This window comes from Ruegeria sp. HKCCA5929 (assembly GCF_013034525.1).
In the GTDB taxonomy this organism is placed as follows: Bacteria; Pseudomonadota; Alphaproteobacteria; order Rhodobacterales; family Rhodobacteraceae; genus Ruegeria.
This window is the reverse complement of the sequence record NZ_WQGE01000001.1, coordinates 458,245-475,541: the sequence shown is the minus strand read 5'-3', so window position 1 is coordinate 475,541 and position 17,297 is coordinate 458,245. Positions and strand designations below refer to the sequence as shown.

15 protein-coding genes are annotated in these 17,297 nt (G+C 56.6%); 3 read left to right on the top strand and 12 right to left on the bottom strand.

Annotation, left to right across the window (positions count from 1 at the left end; genetic code table 11):
* Positions 1–58: 58 nt before the first annotated feature.
* Positions 59–1,126 carry a recombinase RecA gene (gene recA, locus GOV90_RS02290; protein ID WP_171089962.1) on the bottom strand — a complete coding sequence of 356 codons (1,068 nt, stop codon included), beginning with the start codon at positions 1,124–1,126 and terminating at the stop codon, positions 59–61.
* Between the two features lie 192 nt (positions 1,127–1,318).
* Between recA and GOV90_RS02285 the strand changes: the two genes are divergently transcribed.
* Positions 1,319–1,912 carry a sulfotransferase family 2 domain-containing protein gene (locus GOV90_RS02285; RefSeq protein ID WP_171089959.1) on the top strand — a complete coding sequence of 198 codons (594 nt, stop codon included), beginning with the start codon at positions 1,319–1,321 and terminating at the stop codon, positions 1,910–1,912.
* Here the strand turns inward: GOV90_RS02285 and GOV90_RS02280 are convergent, their stop codons facing one another.
* From GOV90_RS02280 to guaB, 3 genes are all read right to left on the bottom strand, one after another.
* Positions 1,913–4,204, bottom strand: coding sequence for an ATP-binding protein (locus tag GOV90_RS02280; protein WP_171089957.1), 2,292 nt, complete (start codon positions 4,202–4,204; stop codon positions 1,913–1,915).
* Positions 4,205–4,314: 110 nt separating this feature from the next.
* Positions 4,315–5,472, bottom strand: a complete 1,158-nt coding sequence (locus GOV90_RS02275; protein ID WP_171089955.1) for an RsmB/NOP family class I SAM-dependent RNA methyltransferase — start codon at positions 5,470–5,472, stop codon at positions 4,315–4,317.
* 75 nt (positions 5,473–5,547) lie between these two features.
* Positions 5,548–6,996: an IMP dehydrogenase gene (gene guaB, locus GOV90_RS02270; protein WP_171089953.1), complete on the bottom strand. Its 1,449-nt coding sequence runs from the start codon at positions 6,994–6,996 to the stop codon at positions 5,548–5,550.
* Between the two features lie 206 nt (positions 6,997–7,202).
* Here guaB and GOV90_RS02265 point away from each other — a divergent pair, with 206 nt between their 5' ends.
* Complete coding sequence (locus tag GOV90_RS02265; RefSeq protein ID WP_171091153.1) at positions 7,203–9,251, top strand: ASKHA domain-containing protein; 2,049 nt, start codon at positions 7,203–7,205, stop codon at positions 9,249–9,251.
* A gap of 81 nt (positions 9,252–9,332) precedes the next feature.
* On the opposite strand, the gene GOV90_RS02260 is transcribed toward GOV90_RS02265, so the two are convergent.
* The 8 genes from GOV90_RS02260 to GOV90_RS02225 all read right to left on the bottom strand — a co-directional run bounded on the left by GOV90_RS02260 (position 9,333) and on the right by GOV90_RS02225 (position 16,139).
* Positions 9,333–9,746: a universal stress protein gene (locus tag GOV90_RS02260; RefSeq protein WP_171089951.1), complete on the bottom strand. Its 414-nt coding sequence runs from the start codon at positions 9,744–9,746 to the stop codon at positions 9,333–9,335.
* A 23-nt stretch (positions 9,747–9,769) separates the two neighbouring features.
* Positions 9,770–10,750 (bottom strand): zinc-binding dehydrogenase, encoded by a 981-nt coding sequence (locus GOV90_RS02255; RefSeq protein ID WP_171089949.1) that lies wholly within the window; start codon positions 10,748–10,750, stop codon positions 9,770–9,772.
* Positions 10,747–11,508, bottom strand: coding sequence for an SDR family NAD(P)-dependent oxidoreductase (locus tag GOV90_RS02250; RefSeq protein ID WP_171089948.1), 762 nt, complete (start codon positions 11,506–11,508; stop codon positions 10,747–10,749). The genes GOV90_RS02255 and GOV90_RS02250 overlap by 4 nt, the downstream gene beginning before the upstream one ends.
* Entirely contained in the window at positions 11,501–12,808 is a 1,308-nt protein-coding gene (gene hisD / locus GOV90_RS02245; protein WP_171089944.1) for a histidinol dehydrogenase, read from the bottom strand. The genes GOV90_RS02250 and hisD overlap by 8 nt, the downstream gene beginning before the upstream one ends.
* A 12-nt stretch (positions 12,809–12,820) precedes the next feature.
* Positions 12,821–14,149 carry a TRAP transporter large permease gene (locus GOV90_RS02240; protein ID WP_171089942.1) on the bottom strand — a complete coding sequence of 443 codons (1,329 nt, stop codon included), beginning with the start codon at positions 14,147–14,149 and terminating at the stop codon, positions 12,821–12,823.
* Between the two features lie 11 nt (positions 14,150–14,160).
* Positions 14,161–14,673 carry a TRAP transporter small permease gene (locus tag GOV90_RS02235; RefSeq protein ID WP_171089940.1) on the bottom strand — a complete coding sequence of 171 codons (513 nt, stop codon included), beginning with the start codon at positions 14,671–14,673 and terminating at the stop codon, positions 14,161–14,163.
* A gap of 111 nt (positions 14,674–14,784) precedes the next feature.
* On the bottom strand, positions 14,785–15,930 hold the full coding sequence (locus GOV90_RS02230; protein ID WP_171089938.1) for a TRAP transporter substrate-binding protein: 1,146 nt from the start codon (positions 15,928–15,930) through the stop codon (positions 14,785–14,787).
* A gap of 23 nt (positions 15,931–15,953) precedes the next feature.
* The gene (locus tag GOV90_RS02225) at positions 15,954–16,139 is read right to left on the bottom strand and encodes a hypothetical protein (protein WP_050602530.1); all 186 of its coding nucleotides are present in this window, start codon (positions 16,137–16,139) and stop codon (positions 15,954–15,956) included.
* 135 nt (positions 16,140–16,274) lie between these two features.
* Here GOV90_RS02225 and GOV90_RS02220 point away from each other — a divergent pair, with 135 nt between their 5' ends.
* Positions 16,275–17,297: a LacI family DNA-binding transcriptional regulator gene (locus GOV90_RS02220; RefSeq protein WP_171089936.1), complete on the top strand. Its 1,023-nt coding sequence runs from the start codon at positions 16,275–16,277 to the stop codon at positions 17,295–17,297.

The following is a 17,297-nucleotide window of genomic DNA, read 5'->3' as shown; positions in this document are numbered from 1 at the left end:
GTTCTTACCTACTTTCGTTTGGAAATAACCGAACTTCCGGTTTTCCAATCAGCGACGGTCACGCTTCGAGGATGTCATCATCCTCAGCAGCACCCGGTGGCATATCGAAATCCAGCCCATGTGCAGCGCGGATCTTGTCTTCAATGTCCAAGGCGATCCGGCTGTTGTCACGCAAATATTGCTTGGCGTTCTCACGCCCCTGCCCGATCCGTTCGTCGCCATAGCTGAACCAAGACCCCGATTTCTCGACCACGCCAGCTTTGACACCCAGATCCAGTAGCTCACCCATTTTCGAAATACCTTCGCCGTACATGATGTCGAATTCGACCTGCTTGAACGGAGGAGCAACTTTGTTCTTCACGACCTTGACGCGTGTTTGGTTGCCGACAACCTCGTCCCGGTCCTTGATCGCACCGATGCGGCGGATGTCCAGACGCACAGAGCTGTAGAACTTCAACGCGTTACCACCGGTGGTGGTTTCCGGGCTGCCGAACATCACGCCGATTTTCATCCGAATCTGGTTGATGAAGATCACCATACAGTTCGAACGGCTGATCGAACCGGTCAGTTTCCGCATTGCCTGGCTCATCAGACGGGCCTGAACGCCAACATTGCTGTCGCCCATATCGCCTTCAAGCTCGGATTTCGGTGTCAGCGCTGCCACCGAGTCGACAACAACCATGTTGACCGCACCCGACCGCACCAGCGTATCGGTGATTTCCAGGGCCTGTTCACCGGTGTCCGGCTGTGAAATCAGCAGCTCATCAAGGTCAACACCCAGTTTGCGGGCATATTGCGGGTCCAATGCGTGTTCCGCATCCACAAAGGCGCAAACACCGCCACGTTTTTGCTGCTCTGCGATGCAATGCAGTGTCAGCGTCGTTTTACCCGAACTTTCCGGGCCGTAGATTTCTACAATCCGCCCCATCGGCAGGCCGCCGATTCCCAGCGCGATGTCCAAACCCAGCGAGCCGGTTGAGCTTGCTTCGATATCCTGCGTGGCACCTTCGCCCAGCTTCATGATCGAGCCTTTACCGAATTGCCGTTCGATCTGGGCCAGTGCGCTGTCGAGCGCCTTTTGCTTGTCTGCGTTTTTCTTGTCGCTCATTGTCAGAAGATCCGCCATTGTCCTGTCGCCTTCCCTTTTGTCACACCCTTGATCGGGCGGCAATCGCTGCTTTGTTCGCCTCTTGTTCCTTATGGGACCAAAAAGAGAACATTTCAACTAAAACTTACAGAACTCACTCTTCTGCAATTGTGTTAAAGAGTCGTTTACGACAATCTGTGCAAGCAATCAGGACAAGGCGGAACGCGGTACATGCTTGTTTTCTTTGAAGAACGTCTGGCTTTTCTTGCCGTTCCCAAGACTGGCAGCACGGCTTATCATACGGCCTTGCGTGATCGAGCTGATCTTGTGGTCACTCATCCACCAGAACTGAAACACGCGCCGGTGCGTCGGTTTGACCGCTTTTTTCAAAACATGTTTTTGAAAATGTACGACACGGAAATGGAAATCATGGCTGTTGTACGTGAACCCATCGACTGGCTGGGCAGTTGGTATCGGTTTCGGAGTCGCGAAGACCTGATTGGTCACCCTCATTCCACCCGCGACATAAGTTTTGACAAGTTTGTGCAAGCCTATATGCAAAACCAACGCCCTGAGTTTGCCGATGTTGGAAGCCAAAGTCAGTTTTTCCGCACCCGAAGCAATGGGCGTGGAGCGACACATGTCTTCAAATATGAAAACCAGACTGGGATTTTGGACTTTTTGCAAACGCGGCTGAACATTGACATCGTCTTGCCACGTGAAAACGTGTCACCTGCAGGAGATCTGAGCCTTTCGCCGAGTACTGAACGACAATTCCGCAATTCACATGCAGCGGAGTTTGCCATTCATAACGCGGCGCTTTGATCAGTTCATTTGCTGAAAAACAGCCTCGGTCAACTGATTGAGCGAGAAAGGTTTGGGCAAGAAGGTTGAGTTTGATATGCCCGGCCCGGACTCGCCGAATGCGCCCTCGGTATACCCTGATACAAAGACAACGCGCGCGTCCGGGCGCGTTTCCCGAGCTTTGCGGACCCAGGTAGGCCCGTCCATACCCGGCATGACCACATCTGTCACAAAGACATCCACGTTCAATGACGCGTCTTCGAGAAGTTTCAGCGCCTCTTCGGCCGAATCCGCTTCGAGAACGGTATAACCCTTCAATCGCAGCGCGCGGGTGGCAAAGGCGCGAACCGGCGCCTCGTCTTCGACCAGCAGCACCACCCCTTCGCCTTGCCGTGCACTTTGCGCGTCAGGTTTTGCCGGGGTTGTGATCTCGGTTTTTTCATCAGTCGCGCACACTGGCAGAATGACTGTGAACTCTGTACCGCGCCCGACAACACTGTCGACGAAGATGAACCCGCCTGTTTGTTTCACAATGCCATAGACGGTCGAAAGACCAAGTCCAGTACCCTCACCTGTTCGTTTTGTTGTATAAAACGGCTCAAACACTTTTTGCAGCTTGTCGGCTGGAATACCTGTCCCGCTGCCCACCACCTTGACCGTGACGTATTCGCCAGGTTGAACTGTCGCCCGATCTCGGCTGAGCGGTCGGGACAGCCGCATTATTTCGGTTTCGATACGAATCTCTCCGCCGTCAGGCATGGCGTCTCGGGCGTTGACGACAAGGTTCATCAGAACCTGTTCCAATTGGCGCTTGTCGGCCCGCACCGGTTTGAGAACCGGGTCATGGCTGAGCGTCAATTGCACCTTTTCACCCACCAATCGGTTGAGCAGGTGAATAAGGTCCGAAATCGTGTCGCGCAGATCCAACACTTCGGGTCTGAGCGTTTGTTTTCGCGAGAACGCCAGAAGCTGACTGACCAGGGCCGCGGCACGGTTGGCGTTTTGGTTGATCTGAACAAGATCCCCAAAATCCGGATCGTTCTGGTCGTGCCGCAACAACAACAAATCGCAGTGACCGGAAATCGCTGTTAGCAGATTGTTGAAATCATGCGCAACGCCTCCGGCCAATTGCCCCACGGCTTGCATTTTCTGACCCTGAACGAATTGCGCCTCCAGCGTTTTCAACTCGGTCGCGTCGTTCAGGACTGCTATCAGACCCACCTTGCCGTCGATGACAACTTTGCTCAACGTAACTTGAACAAAGATTTCTTTGTCGTCCCGGCTCAGCTGCAGAAACTCTGACTTAGGTACATCCTCTTCCGAAGCGACCCCTGCAAGCCAATCCCGAAGTGGAAGCCGCAGCCCTCGCATGATGTCGTCTATACAGGTTCCCTTTAGGCTGTCTTTCCCCAACAACTTTATCGCCAGCCTGTTCGTGTCGAGGATTGTGCCGTCTGACGAAAGGGTCAAGATTGGAATCGGAAGATCCTCGAAAGACGCACCGGCACCTTGTGTTGTGGACGTGCCGACAGGGATCAGGCCCAAATGATGCTTCGACCCCGTGGTCGACAAATTAGCGACGGCGGCCGAGACCAGACCGTCACGGGTGTTCACCAAATTTGTGGCCCCAATTACCGGTGCACCGTCATAAAAGACGTCCTGAACACGTTTCACGTCAGAACCAAGCATCTTTTCGGCAGCGGAATTGGCATGCTGGATTTCGCCTTTATGCCCAACGGAAAGAACCGGGATGGCCAAGTCACGGCTGTTTGCCCCCTCGCCCTCTTCAAAGCGCCAACAAAACAACTCGGTGTCCAGCCGAGACACGGTGAGGGACACCATGTTCGCGCTGTTGGGAAACTCATCATAGGCACGGCCATGCGATTGTGCCTGAGATTGCAACCGAAGCAAAACGGCCTGAGGGTTCGAAAAGGTCGATCGCAAGCATAAACTCAGGGACTTACCAGTTTCGGCCCCAAACCGTTTTTGTGCGTGTATGTTCGCGACCAGAATATCGCCAAACCTGTCGGCCACCAGAAAGGGGGCAACCTCCAGTTCCGCAAATGCCCTCATCAGGGCTGCACTGCGCTGTGCGGATCGGATGGCCAATCGCCCCTTTATCGTGACGCAAAGCACCGCAAATAAAAGGGAAACACCGGCCACTGTAAGGCCAGAACTCCACTCCGGCGGCAACAGACCTGTGATTGGCGCTAAGGCGATCAAAAGAGCCAAGCTCAGAAGCGATCCTACGCGCGTCGCTGAAGGCCGTTGGGTGTAAGAGAGGTCGCGTACAGAAAATGCAGTGTCAGACATAAACGGCTCAAACGCAAAAAGGTGTCGGAAGTAACATCCAAAATGGTTAATGCCCGCTTAACTAAAGAATGCGGGAAATTATCTACCTTAGGTTGTTATTTGCCCGAGCCTTATCTCGTCAAGTGTGCCGTGAAAAACCCGTCTGACCCGTGTGCGACTTGCCATGATTTGCGGAATGTCTCGGCCCATTCCGGGTTTCGCGCCAAAAAGGAATCAACGATTGCGCCGTTTTCGTCAGTCAGAACCGAGCAGGTCGCATAGGCGAACACACCGCCCTTTCGAACTAAAGCGGTCGTATTTTGCAAAATTCCGGATTGGATTTGCGTGAGATCTTGCAAGCGCTCTTCGGTCAAAGCCCATTTTCCCGCAGGTGCGCGCCGCCACGACCCGCTACCAGAACACGGAGCATCCGCAAGTACGATGTCAAAAGGCTCTTGTTCATCTAGTTCCTTTGACGTCAGAATTTTCACGTGGGCCCCGGCGCGTTTTGCGCGCGCAGGAAGATCCCGCATCCGGGCTGCATTCACGTCATGGGCAAAGACTTGGACACCATTAAACGCAGCCAAGGCCAGCGATTTGCCACCGCCCCCTGCGCAGTAGTCAAGGACACGCATGCCCGGCTGAAGCTCTAGCGCCGCAACAACCGCCTGACTGGCAGCGTCTTGTAGTTCGACCAACCCGTCCTGATAGGCGCGGCCCTGCGCAATCTTGCGCGCGCCTTCGGTCACTTCCAAAGCTGTCGTGCAAAACGCGTGCGGCTGCGCTGTAACGCCATCGGCCTGCAGCGCGGCTATCGCAGACGCTGCATCAGCCTTGAGCAAGTTCACCCTTAAATGCACCGGAGCCCGTAATCGCAGCGCCTCGGCCACGACCGGAGTCTCAGATCCCAACGAAGCCGAAAACCGGGGCCAAAGCCATTCGGGAATATCAAGTCGTTCGGCGTCTGACCGAAAGGCCCGTGCGATCTCTGACGGCTGCACGGGATCAGGCGCATGTCTGTCGCCTGTGAATACGGCTGCTGTGTCCCCACCCTGAGCCCGCGTTGCGCCAATCATCAAACCGCGCCCGGTGTGGCCACCGCCAAGCGCTGCAAAGGATCGCTGGCAGCGCAGTGCATCAAACACATGATCCCGTACCGCTGCGCGATCTTTTGATCCTGCAAAGCGGCTGCGACGTGCCCATCCGGTCAACGCCTTTTCAACGGGCGCTCCGGTCAAAATCTCGTCCAAGATTTCAATCGCGGCCTGAACACGAGCTGCCGGGGTCATGTCGACCTCCCTAAAGGTGTGGGTGAACGCAAAACGGCGCCCGTGTCTGGGCGCCGCATGCAACAGGTCAGCAGATCACATCACCCGGTAATTGGGGCTTTCGCGGGTGATCTGAACGTCATGCACGTGGCTTTCCTTCAGACCGGCACCGGTGATTTTAACAAAGCTGCAATTCTTGCGCATTTCTTCAACGGTTGCGCAGCCGGTATAGCCCATTGCGGCACGCAGGCCGCCCACAAGCTGGTGGATCACAGCACTGGCGGAGCCTTTGTAAGGCACCTGCCCTTCGATACCTTCAGGCACCAGTTTGTCGTTGGCCGCGTCCTTCTGAAAATACCGATCCGCCGAGCCGCGCGCCATGGCGCCCAGACTGCCCATCCCACGATAGGATTTGAACGAACGCCCCTGATACAGAATGACTTCGCCTGGGCTTTCATCGGTGCCCGCGATCATCGAACCGACCATGGCGCAGGATGCCCCCGCCGCAATCGCCTTAGCGAAATCGCCCGAGAATTTGATGCCTCCGTCAGCGATGACAGGCACGTCACCTGCGGCTGCCGAACAATCACTGATCGCGGTCAGCTGCGGTACGCCAACGCCCGCCACCATGCGCGTGGTGCAGATCGACCCCGGACCGATACCAACCTTGATGGCGTCAGCCCCCGCATCAATCAATGCTTTGGTCGCTTCACCCGTGGCCACGTTTCCTGCGATGATCTGAACTTCATTGGATAGCGTCTTAACGCGCTTTACTGCGTCCAACACGCCTTGCGAATGGCCATGAGCAGTGTCGACCACAATAATGTCCACACCGGAATCCACCAGTTGTTCCGAGCGTTCAAAGCCCGCGTCACCGACCGATGTGGCGGCAGCTACGCGCAGACGGCCCAGCCGATCCTTGCAAGCTGTAGGGTTCAAGACGGCTTGTTCAGTGTCTTTCAAAGTTAAAAGCCCGGTCAGTTTCCCCTGAGCGTCTACCACAAGCAGCTTTTCGATGCGTCGGGCCCGCATCAGGCTTTTGGCTTCTTCCAGATCTGCGGGTTCTTGCAGCATGGCCAGATTGTCAGCCGTCATCATCGCCTTGATCGGAGTATCGTCCGAAGTCGCAAACCGCATATCTCGGTTGGTCACGATACCCACAACGCGACCTTCCGCATCCACGACAGGAAAACCGGTGAAGTTGTAGCGTTCTACCAGGGCCTGTGCATCTGACAGCGTCTGATCCGCGCGCAACGTGACAGGGTTGTATACGATACCCGATTCAAACCGCTTGACCCGGCGCACTTCGCGGGCTTGCTCTTCGACCGAAAGGTTCTTGTGAATGACCCCGATGCCACCGGCTTGAGCCATTGCAATCGCCATGCGCGCCTCAGTCACGGTGTCCATGGCCGAGCTCAGCAGCGGTATGTTCATGGTGATTTCACGCGTCACACGTGTGGTAGTATCTGCTGTCGCCGGAAGCACAGAAGATGCGCCCGGAACCAGAAGAACGTCGTCAAAGGTGAGTGCCTCACGAATCTGCATCTGAAAACCCCATGCAAAAGCCCGTTTGACGGCGACCCTATCGCATGGATTGAACCAAAGGGAAAGCCCCCCAAAGCAACTCAGGGCAATGGCGGTGCAGAAAACGCCGCAAGCTGAGCAAATCGTGCCGCTGATAGCCCTTTCCCTTTGCGCTCAACATCATATCTTGCGCCCAATACGCGCGAATATGAAAAGGTATGTCTCTGATGACCACCGACCCACTTGTCGTCTTTACGCCCTCTGGCAAACGCGGACATTTCCCTGTTGGAACTCCGATTCTAACTGCGGCCCGTCAGTTGGGCGTGGATCTGGATTCAGTTTGTGGCGGGCGTGGGATCTGCTCCAAATGCCAGATCACACCCAGCTATGGCGAATTTCCCAAGCATGGTGTCACCGTATCCGAAAACGCGCTGAGCGAATGGAACGCGGTTGAACAGCGCTATGACGACAAGCGAGGCTTGAAACCGGGCCGTCGTCTGGGATGTCAGGCATCCGTGCAAGGTGATGTCGTGATTGATGTCCCACCCGAAAGTCAGGTGCACCGTCAGGTCGTGCGCAAGGCGGCCGCGGCCCGTGCCATCACCATGGACCCGGCCACCCGCCTGTACTTCGTGGTCGTCGAAGAACCCGACATGCATTCGCCCACCGGCGATCTTGAGCGTCTGGAACGTGCCCTGCGCGAGCAGTGGAAGATCGAAGCTGTAACAGCCGATCTGTCGCTTTTGTCCAAGCTGCAGCCGGTTCTGCGCAAGGGAAAATGGGAGGCCACGGTGGCCGTTCACAAAGGCCACAACGACAGCGTTGCCCGCATTGTCGAAATCTGGCCGGGCCTGCATGAAGGCGGGCTTTATGGCTTGGCAATCGACCTCGGCTCGACCACCATCGCAGCCCACCTGACCGATCTGGAAACGGGTGAGGTCAAGGCGTCCTCGGGTCTGATGAACCCGCAGATCCGGTTTGGCGAAGACCTCATGAGCCGCGTTTCATATTCGATGATGAACCCCGGTGGCGATCAGGAAATGACCAAGGCCGTGCGCGAGGCGATCAACGATCTGACCACCTCAATTGCCGAAGAAGCCGAGATCGACGCCGCACTGATCGTGGAAACCGTATTTGTTTGTAACCCGGTCATGCACCACTTGCTGTTGGGGCTGGATCCGGTTGAGCTGGGGCAAGCGCCTTTTGCGCTGGCCACATCGGAAAGCATGTCCCTGCCCGCGCGCGAGATGGATCTGACGACCATGAACCCGCGCGCACAGATCTACATCCTTCCTTGCATTGCGGGCCATGTGGGCGCGGACTGCGCAGCCGTGGCGCTGTCGGAGGAACCGGGCAAATCCGAAGATCTGGTCTTGATCGTGGACGTCGGCACCAACGCGGAAATCCTGTTGGGCAACACCAGCCGCGTTCTAGCCTGTTCTTCGCCAACCGGACCTGCGTTTGAGGGTGCTCAGATCAGCTCGGGGCAGCGCGCGGCCCCCGGCGCAATCGAGCGGATTGAGATCGACCCTGTTACCAAAGAACCACGTTTCCGCGTGATCGGGTCCGAAAAGTGGTCGGATGAGGACGGGTTTGACCAAGATATAGCAACCACTGGCATCACAGGCATCTGTGGTTCCGGCATCATCGAGGCCGTTGCTGAAATGCGTATCGCCGGCTTGCTGGATGAAAGCGGATTGATTGGTTCGGCCGAGCAGACCGGTACAGCACGCTGTGTCCCCGAAGGACGAACCCATGCCTATCTGATCCACGACGCCAGCGCCGAAGGTGGCCCGCGCATCACCGTCACCCAAGGCGACATTCGCGCCATCCAGCTGGCAAAATCGGCGCTTTATGCCGGTGCGCGCCTGTTGATGGATGAGATGGATGTCGACCGTGTCGATCGTGTGGTTCTGGCCGGTGCGTTCGGGGCGCATATCTCGACCAAGCATGCGATGGTTCTGGGGATGATCCCGGATGCGCCGCTGGACAAGGTCACTAGCGCGGGCAACGCCGCAGGAACCGGTGCACGTATTGCACTGTGCAATATCGCAGCACGGACTGAGATTGAACGCGTCGTACGCGAGATCACGAAAATTGAAACCGCTATCGAACCAAAGTTCCAGGATCACTTCGTCGCGGCCAACGCGATTCCACACAAAACTGATCCATTCCCGGAACTGGCGCAGGTTGTCACGTTGCCCCACCCAAGCTTCAACACAGGCGGTGCCGACGCCGAAGCCGGTGGCGGCCGTCGCCGTCGGCGTCGCGGATAATCATACATTGGAACGACCGGCACTTGGTTGCCGGTCGTTCCTTGCAGAAATTCCAAGTTCAATGGCCGTCAATGCCAGGAATCAAGTCAGACCGCGGTGCACATGCACGGCGCACGGCGCGTGACGAACAACGCGCGAAGCTGTCGATCCCAGGAAATAGTCGCTCAACCCCGGTTGGTGAGAACCAATGACGATACAATCGATGCTCTTGCTTGTGGCATAATCAATGATCGTCCGGGCAGTGTGGCCTTTGACGATTTCGGGTGTCACACCTTCAAGGCCCTCAACCTTTTCCAACAGTTTCAGTCGCGCACGGTCAAACCCTTCTGCGACAACGGATTTATCCAGGTAGGCACTGACAGATCCCTGTGGCATTTCGTAAACGTGCAATGCGATTATGTCGGCCCCGTTTTCCGACAATGCGCGTGCAACTTCCAGCGTGTGCTGCGATATGCCGTGATCCAATGCCATAGGGACAAGAACTTTTTTATACATCGAGGCCTCCAAATCTGGCGGGACTATGCCCAGGGTCTCAGGATAATCTTAGGGGCTGCCACAGCACCAGAGCGGATATCGCGAAATGCCTGCGCCCCTTCAGCCAAGGCGCGTTCCTCAGCCCAGTCCAACGCGCCCAGCCGTCCGTCAAAGATCGCTTCTGCCGTTTCGCGGAAATCCCGAGCGGTATACGTGTATGTGCCGATAAAGGTTATTTCCTGCAACGTCATGCGGCGCACGTCCAGACCGCCGGTGTCTTCGCCAAGACCAACATGCGCGATCACGCCGCCGGGGTCCGCGACGGCTGATGCGACAGATCGTGTTGCCGCATATCCCACAGCGTCGATAACGAGCGGGAAGTTTCCAATCGCAGCGTCCGCGATTTTAAAGTCCTCAACCTGCTGCAGAAAAGTCCGGCGTAAGGCGTTGGGTTCTGCAATTGTGACATCTTCGACCTCCATCGCACGCAAGGCCAATGCGGCGGCAAGCCCGATCGCGCCGCCGCCGATGACCAGAGCGCGACGGGGCATCGCCGGGTGCAACGCTTCCAGCGCCAACCGCGCCGCATGCCAACTGACAGCCAGTGGTTCGGCCAACGCGGCCTTCGCAAACGAGATATGATCCGGTACGACAACCAGATTTCTGTCCGGCATCGAGACAAACTGGGCAAAGGCCCCTTCGCGTGGTGGCATTGAAATGATCTGACGATCCGGGCACAGATTTTCACGACCTGCTACGCAGGCTGGACATTGACCGCAGCTCACCAGCGGATTGATCGTCACGCGATCTCCTGCGCGAAGACCTTCGACAATCACCCCGGCGGCCTCATGCCCAAGGATCAAAGGGGCCGGTCGCCGCGCATCATGGCCGAGATACGCGTGCATGTCTGATCCACAGATGCCTACGGCTTCAATTCTGATCAGATGTTCAGATGCAGCGGGCACTGCATTCGGCACATCGCCAAACTCCATCTGCTCCACACCTTTGTAAACCAGAGCTTTCATTTGGCCGTGAACCCCCCATCCACCATCAAAACCTGTCCGGTCACATAGTCCGAGGCCCGTGAACACAGGAAAAGAATCGGGCCGTCGATATCCTGCATCCGACCATTGCGCCCAATGCAGGTTTGCACCGCATTTCGCTCCGCACGAACTGGGTCATCAAACACGGCCTGCGTCAGCTCCGTGGGAAAGAACCCTGGTCCGATGGCATTTGCTGTAATGCCAAAGGGCGACCATGCCTCGGCCATCGCGCGGGTCAATTGCCCGATCCCCGCCTTCGTTGCGCCATAGGCGATACCACCGGGAAACGCACGCGTTGTTTGCAGCGAAGCAAAATTGACAATGCGCCCCCACCCCTTGTCTTTCATCGCAGGCACCATGGCCTGACTTAGAAAAAACGGTGCGCTGAGGTTCACCGCCAGCGTGGCGTCCCACCCTTCTGGTGTCACATCATCGGCGGCCTCACGCGTGTTTAACCCAGCCGCATGAACCAGAATGTCGGGCGCGCCGAACTTGGCGCTGACGGCTTCCGCCACGCGATCAATTCCGTCACGATCAGCAACATCGGCTTCCACTGAAGCGGACCGAGATCCAATCTCGGCTTGCATCTGCGCCAACGCATCTTGGCGCCGCGCCACGCCAACAACCTGCGCACCTGCTGCTGCAAGCGCGCGCGCCACTTGCCGCCCCAGACCCGAGCTTGCACCGGTGACACAAGCCACCCTCCCCGTCAGGTCAAACAAAGCACGCGGATCATCCATCTGCGGTCAGATCAAACTGCTCATCCGGGAAATACTTGGCCAGACGCACGTCTGCGGCACGCGCGTGCCCTTCCATCCCTTCCAGCCGCGAAATCCGCGCAGTTGCAACGGCAATGGGCTTGGACCCCTCCCGCGTTGCCCGCTGCCAGGTCACGATCTTCATGTATTTGTGGACGCTCAGACCGCCGGTATAACTGGCCGCGCCAGAGGTCGGCAGAACGTGATTGGTTCCGGTGGCTTTGTCGCCATAGGATACGGTGGTTTCCTCACCCAGAAACAACGAACCATAGCAGGTCAACCGGTCCAGCCACCAATCCAGATCCTCGGCCTGCACGGTCAGGTGTTCGGGGGCGTATTCATCGGAACACGCAGCCATGTCTTCGCGATTATCGCAGACGATGACTTCGGCATAGTCCCTCCACGCGGCTGTGGCGTTTTCCTTGTTCAATTCGGGCAAATCGTCGATCAACTGTGGTACAAGGTCCATGACTTTCTGGGCCAGAGCACGATCATCCGTCACCAGCCAAACCGGAGAGTTATACCCGTGTTCAGCCTGACTGACCAAGTCGGTGGCAACCACATGTGCATCTGCACTGCTATCGGCCAGGATCAGGGAGTCAGTTGGTCCCGCAATCATATCGATACCGACCTTGCCGTAGAGAATACGCTTGGCCTCGGCCACGAACTGGTTGCCCGGCCCAACAAGGATGTTTGCACGCGGCAAACCAAACAGACCGTAGGTCATCGCCGCCACACCCTGCACACCGCCCATCGCCAAAATACTGTCAGCCCCGCAGATATGGGCCGCATAGACAATCGCAGGCGCAACCCCTTCGCCCGGACGAGGCGGAGAGCACGCTGTGATGTGACGGCATCCGGCAACCTTGGCTGTGGTCACAGTCATGATCGCACTGGCGATATGGCTGTAGCGTCCACCGGGCACATAGCATCCTGCCGCATCGACGGGGATGGCCTTTTGCCCTGCGACAACACCGGGCACAATCTCGGTCTGAACGTCCGACACGGTGGCCTTTTGCGTTTCGGCAAAGCGACGCACGTTGTCATGGGCAAAGCGGATATCGGCCTTCAACTTTTCGGGCACCAGCGCAATGGCCGCGTCGATCTCGTCCTGAGTCATCAGGACATTTCCCTCAAACTTGTCGAACTTAGCGGCGTATTCCAGGGCCTTGGCGTCACCTCCTGCCTCGATATCAGACAGGATTGTCTTGACCGTATCATGCACCTCGGTCGCATGAGACTGCGCCGTAAGGGTCGCCTTTTTCAGATAGTCACGGGGCATGTTCAAAAGGTCCTATTGGTAGATTTCAGGAAGCAAGGTGGTCGAGACAGCTGGTACGTAGGCGATCAGCAGCACCACGATCAGCATGGTCAATACGAAGGGCACAGCCCGGGCGGCAATCTTCAGAATCGACTCGCCGGTAATGCCAGATACAACGAACAGGTTCAGACCCAGCGGTGGTGTGATGAAACCAACACCCAGCGCGGTGATCATCATGATGCAGAACTGGATCTCGTTCATGCCAATGTTGTCGGCCAGCGGTTTCAGGATCGGTGCAAGGATCACGATGTTGGGCGTCGTCTCCATCACGCAGCCTGCCGCGATCAAGATGCCGATCATCAACAGGATCAGCAGATAAGGATCATCCGTCAACGACGTGACCGAAGTCACAAAGCCCTGAGGCACACCCATAATCGCCAGCGCTTCGGCCAGCGGCGCAGAGAAAGCGATGATGGGCAGGATCACCCCGTTCACTTTCGCCGAACTCACCAGCATCGACGGGAAGTCGGCCAGCGTAAGTGTGCGCAGGATGAAGCCCATGATGATGGTGACGACAACAGCGGTCGCACCGGCCTCGGTCGGAGTCAGGCGGCCCGAGAAGATGCCGTAGAAGATGATGCCCGGCACGATGAAGGCGTACCAGCCGGATTTGAGCGCCTTGCCCAAGTTGGACAGCCACTCACCCATGGTCATCATGCCACCGCCTTCGTAGGCATAAAGGCGATTCATTATGATGTTGGTGATCAGGATCGATACCAGAATGGCCAGTCCGGGGATCAGAGCGGCTAGAAACAGCGTCGAAGCTGAAATACCCAGCACAAGCCCGATGATGATATAGGCAATCGACGGCGGGATCAGAATGCCGGTACAGGCCCCGGCGGCTACCAGCGCACAGGCATAGGGGCGCGGATACCCGCTTTCAACCAGACGGTTGATGGTCATCCGACCCACAGCAGCAGCGCCCGCCGCGTCCGAGCCCGAGATCGCCGCAAACATGCCACAGACAAGCACGGTGGCCGACCCAAAGCCGCCTTTGGCAAAGCAGGTCAGCGCTTCGGCCACGTCCAGAAACTTGCGCGATAACCCTGTGCGAACCAGAACGTCCCCGGTCAGAATGAACAGGGGCACAGCGGTCAACGCAAAGGCATCGATACCGGTGAAAAGGCTTTCGCCCACCAAGCTTAGCGGCAAGTCGCCGGACATGATCAGCATGACGATAGCTGCCGACCCAATGGCGGCCCAAACGGGCACAGCCATGGCGATCAAAGCAACGAACAGGATCACGGGGACATAAAAATCCCACCCAAGTTCAACGGTTTGATTGAGGGAATTCCAAAGCATTCAATTTCTCCTCAGTCAAACAGCTTGTCGCCTTCGAACACGGGGGTGCCGTCTCGCAGACATTTCAGATCACGCATCAGGGATTGGATCAGCCGCCAGATCATCAGCGCAAATCCAGTGGGTACAGCCATCAGGAACCAGACTTTGGAAACCCGCAACCCATCTGTAACTGAGCCGAACTTGGCTGAGACATGAACCGCCTCGTAAGACCAATAGAGCGCGATAACGGCCACGACGAACATCACCAGATCGCCGAAGATATAAAGCAACGCCTTGGGGCGCGGTCCAAGGTAATGCATGATGACGTCAATTCGGATATGCGCACGTTCCTTGACCGCAGCGGCGGCCCCGATCCAGGCGAGGTAGATGAAGGAATAGCGCACAATCTCTTCGCCCCAGATCGAAGAGTAAGCGAAGATCTCACGCCGCAGCACTTCGATCGCCATGGTGATCACCAGCATCACGTAGAACACCAGCAACAGCCAACGCTCTGCGTTTCGGTCAATGTTTTGAAGAACGGTCATCTGATCCTCCGGCGATAGGACAGCCAGACCCGCGCCTGCCGTGGCGGGCCGATTACAGCCTGACTGTAGAAAATAATCGTGGACGCCTGGATGGCGTCCACGCATAGCGCCTTAAGCGTCGTGAACGTAGTATTTGCCCTGCGTTCCAGCAGCTTCGACCAGCTTTTCGAAGTTTTCCATCGACCCGGCCAGTTCGGTCTTGAACGGATCCCAGTCGGCGTTCTGATAGCCGCCCGCATCCTGCCATTCGGCCAGTTGGTCTTCACTGAGCGAATGGAATTGGACGCCTGCCTTGTTCAGCTCGGCCATGGCATACGCGCGTGCCGACGGAACCTTGGACAGGTTCTGGTGCGCGGTCATTTCAGACCCCCACATGATGCCTTCCTGAACGTCAACGGGCATCGAGTTGAACCACTCGAGGTTACAGGAATAAACCTGACTGTCCGGAACCGCTTGTGTGAAGGTCACGTGGCTCAGTATGTCCTTGAAGCCGAAGACAAACAGCGCGCCAACCGAAGGATCAAGCGCATCGGCAACACCCTGCTTGATGGCCGATGGTGTCTCACCCCAGGCAACAGGCGTCGGGTTGGCGCCGACCATACGGTAATATTGCTGGAGCATCTTCGAGCCGGGAACACGGAATTTGATACCACTCATGTCGCCCGGCGTGATGACTGCATTGCCACCCTGACGAACCGCAACAACACGGGGATCGATGTTCACATAGAATAGCGCCTTGAAGCCCGCAGCTTCGACCTTGGGATGAACCTCATTCTTCCACGTGTCAGAATGGACAAGGTTGGTGAAACGCTGGTTCGAACCGCACAGATACGGCATGTTGATCAGATCAACGGTCGACGCAAATGGCGCGAAGTTCGACAGCGAATGCTGCGCCGCCTGAATGGTGCCGCCCTGCACTTTCTGCACAAGGGATCCACCGGCACCCAGCTGCCCACCCGGAGCCAGTTTGACATAGACTTTACCATTGGTGGCGTTCTGGATGTTTTCTTTAAGATCCAGCTGCATGATCGGATAGCTACGCGATGCCCCCAAAACATACGCCGTCGCGATGGTCATCACATGATCGGCCGCCTTTTCCCGCTCGCTTTCTTCCTTGGCGGTCTGCGCTGCGGCTTCAGACGACCACAACACCCCGCCTGCTCCGGCGACCAAAGCAGCCGTGAACGCACCACTTGCGCTCAGCTTTAGGAAATTGCGACGTTCGGCTGACGCCAGTTCGGTCTTGTCGTTGTTCATGAATTGCCCTCCCAAGCAAAAGTTCAGCTGCCGTCTGTTGCGTCGCGGTCAGCCTCCTTTTTCAGAATTGCGACAACGAACAAGATCGACGCCGCGAACAGAACCAACATCTCTCCTACGTCCCCAAGAAACGCACTGTTCGCATAGGCACCCAAGGCGACGTTGGCGAAATAGATCGCAAAAACGACGGCTGATGCAGCAACAAACATTTCAGGGCTCCCTACAGAATCGGCTCTCCAATTCATTTGTAAGCGCTTACATGATAAATGCAAGCGCTTACATCCTCACTTTCATAGTCCGCAAAAAACGCATAACTTAGGGCAAACGGAACTATGAGTTTGAAAATGTCAAAACATCGATCCGCTCCGACGTTGGATGACGTCGCCAAGGCTGCGGGTGTTTCAACTGCCACGGTATCGCGGTGCCTGAACAATCCGCAGCAGGTCGTCGAAGCGACGCGGAGGCGTGTTTTATCTGCGGTCGACGCTTTGGGATATACCCCGAATTTTGCGGCGCGTGTAATGGCGGCGAAACGTTCTTTTACGATCGGAGCAATCATTCCAACGATGGAAAACGCCATTTTTGCAAGGGGTTTGCAAGCTTTTCAGGAGGAAATTCACAAACGCGGATACACGCTGTTGGTATCCAGCTCTGCCTACAAACCCGAAGTCGAACAAGAACAGATCCGAACCCTTGTGGCCCGTGGCGCGGATGCGCTTTTGCTGATTGGCCATGATCGCGATGAACGAATTTATGACTATCTGGAACGTCAAAAGGTGCCAGCTTTGGTTGCCTGGTCGTTCAGTCCGAACAACCGCATGCCGTCAGTTGGATTCGACAACCGGCAAGCCATGAAAACCCTGGCTCAGCAGGTCATTGGACTGGGTCATACACGTCTTGCAACGATTTCGGGCTTTAGCAAGGGAAACGATCGCGCTCGGCTGAGAATTGAAGGTATCCAGGATGCGATGACTGAAAACGGTCTGGCGTCCGATGATCTGATCGTTGCGGAAACCACTTATGAAATCGAAAACGGGGCCGAGGCTTTCAGGGACCTCATGTCTCACGCGCGCGCACCTACAGCGGTTCTTTGTGGCAACGACGTTCTGGCCGTAGGGGCCATGCGACAAGCCCAAGAGATGGGGCTGCGTGTACCTGACGATGTCTCGATCACTGGGTTTGACGACATCGAACTGGCCCGTATCGTTTCCCCCGCCCTTACGACAGTTCACGTCCCCCATCGCGAGATGGGTCAAAAAGCAGCGCTGGAGTTGATTCACATGATCGAATCAAACGCGCCCGGTCGTTCTGTGGAACTGTCTACAAGACTGATATGCCGCGCGTCCTTACAGGCAGCGACAGGATAA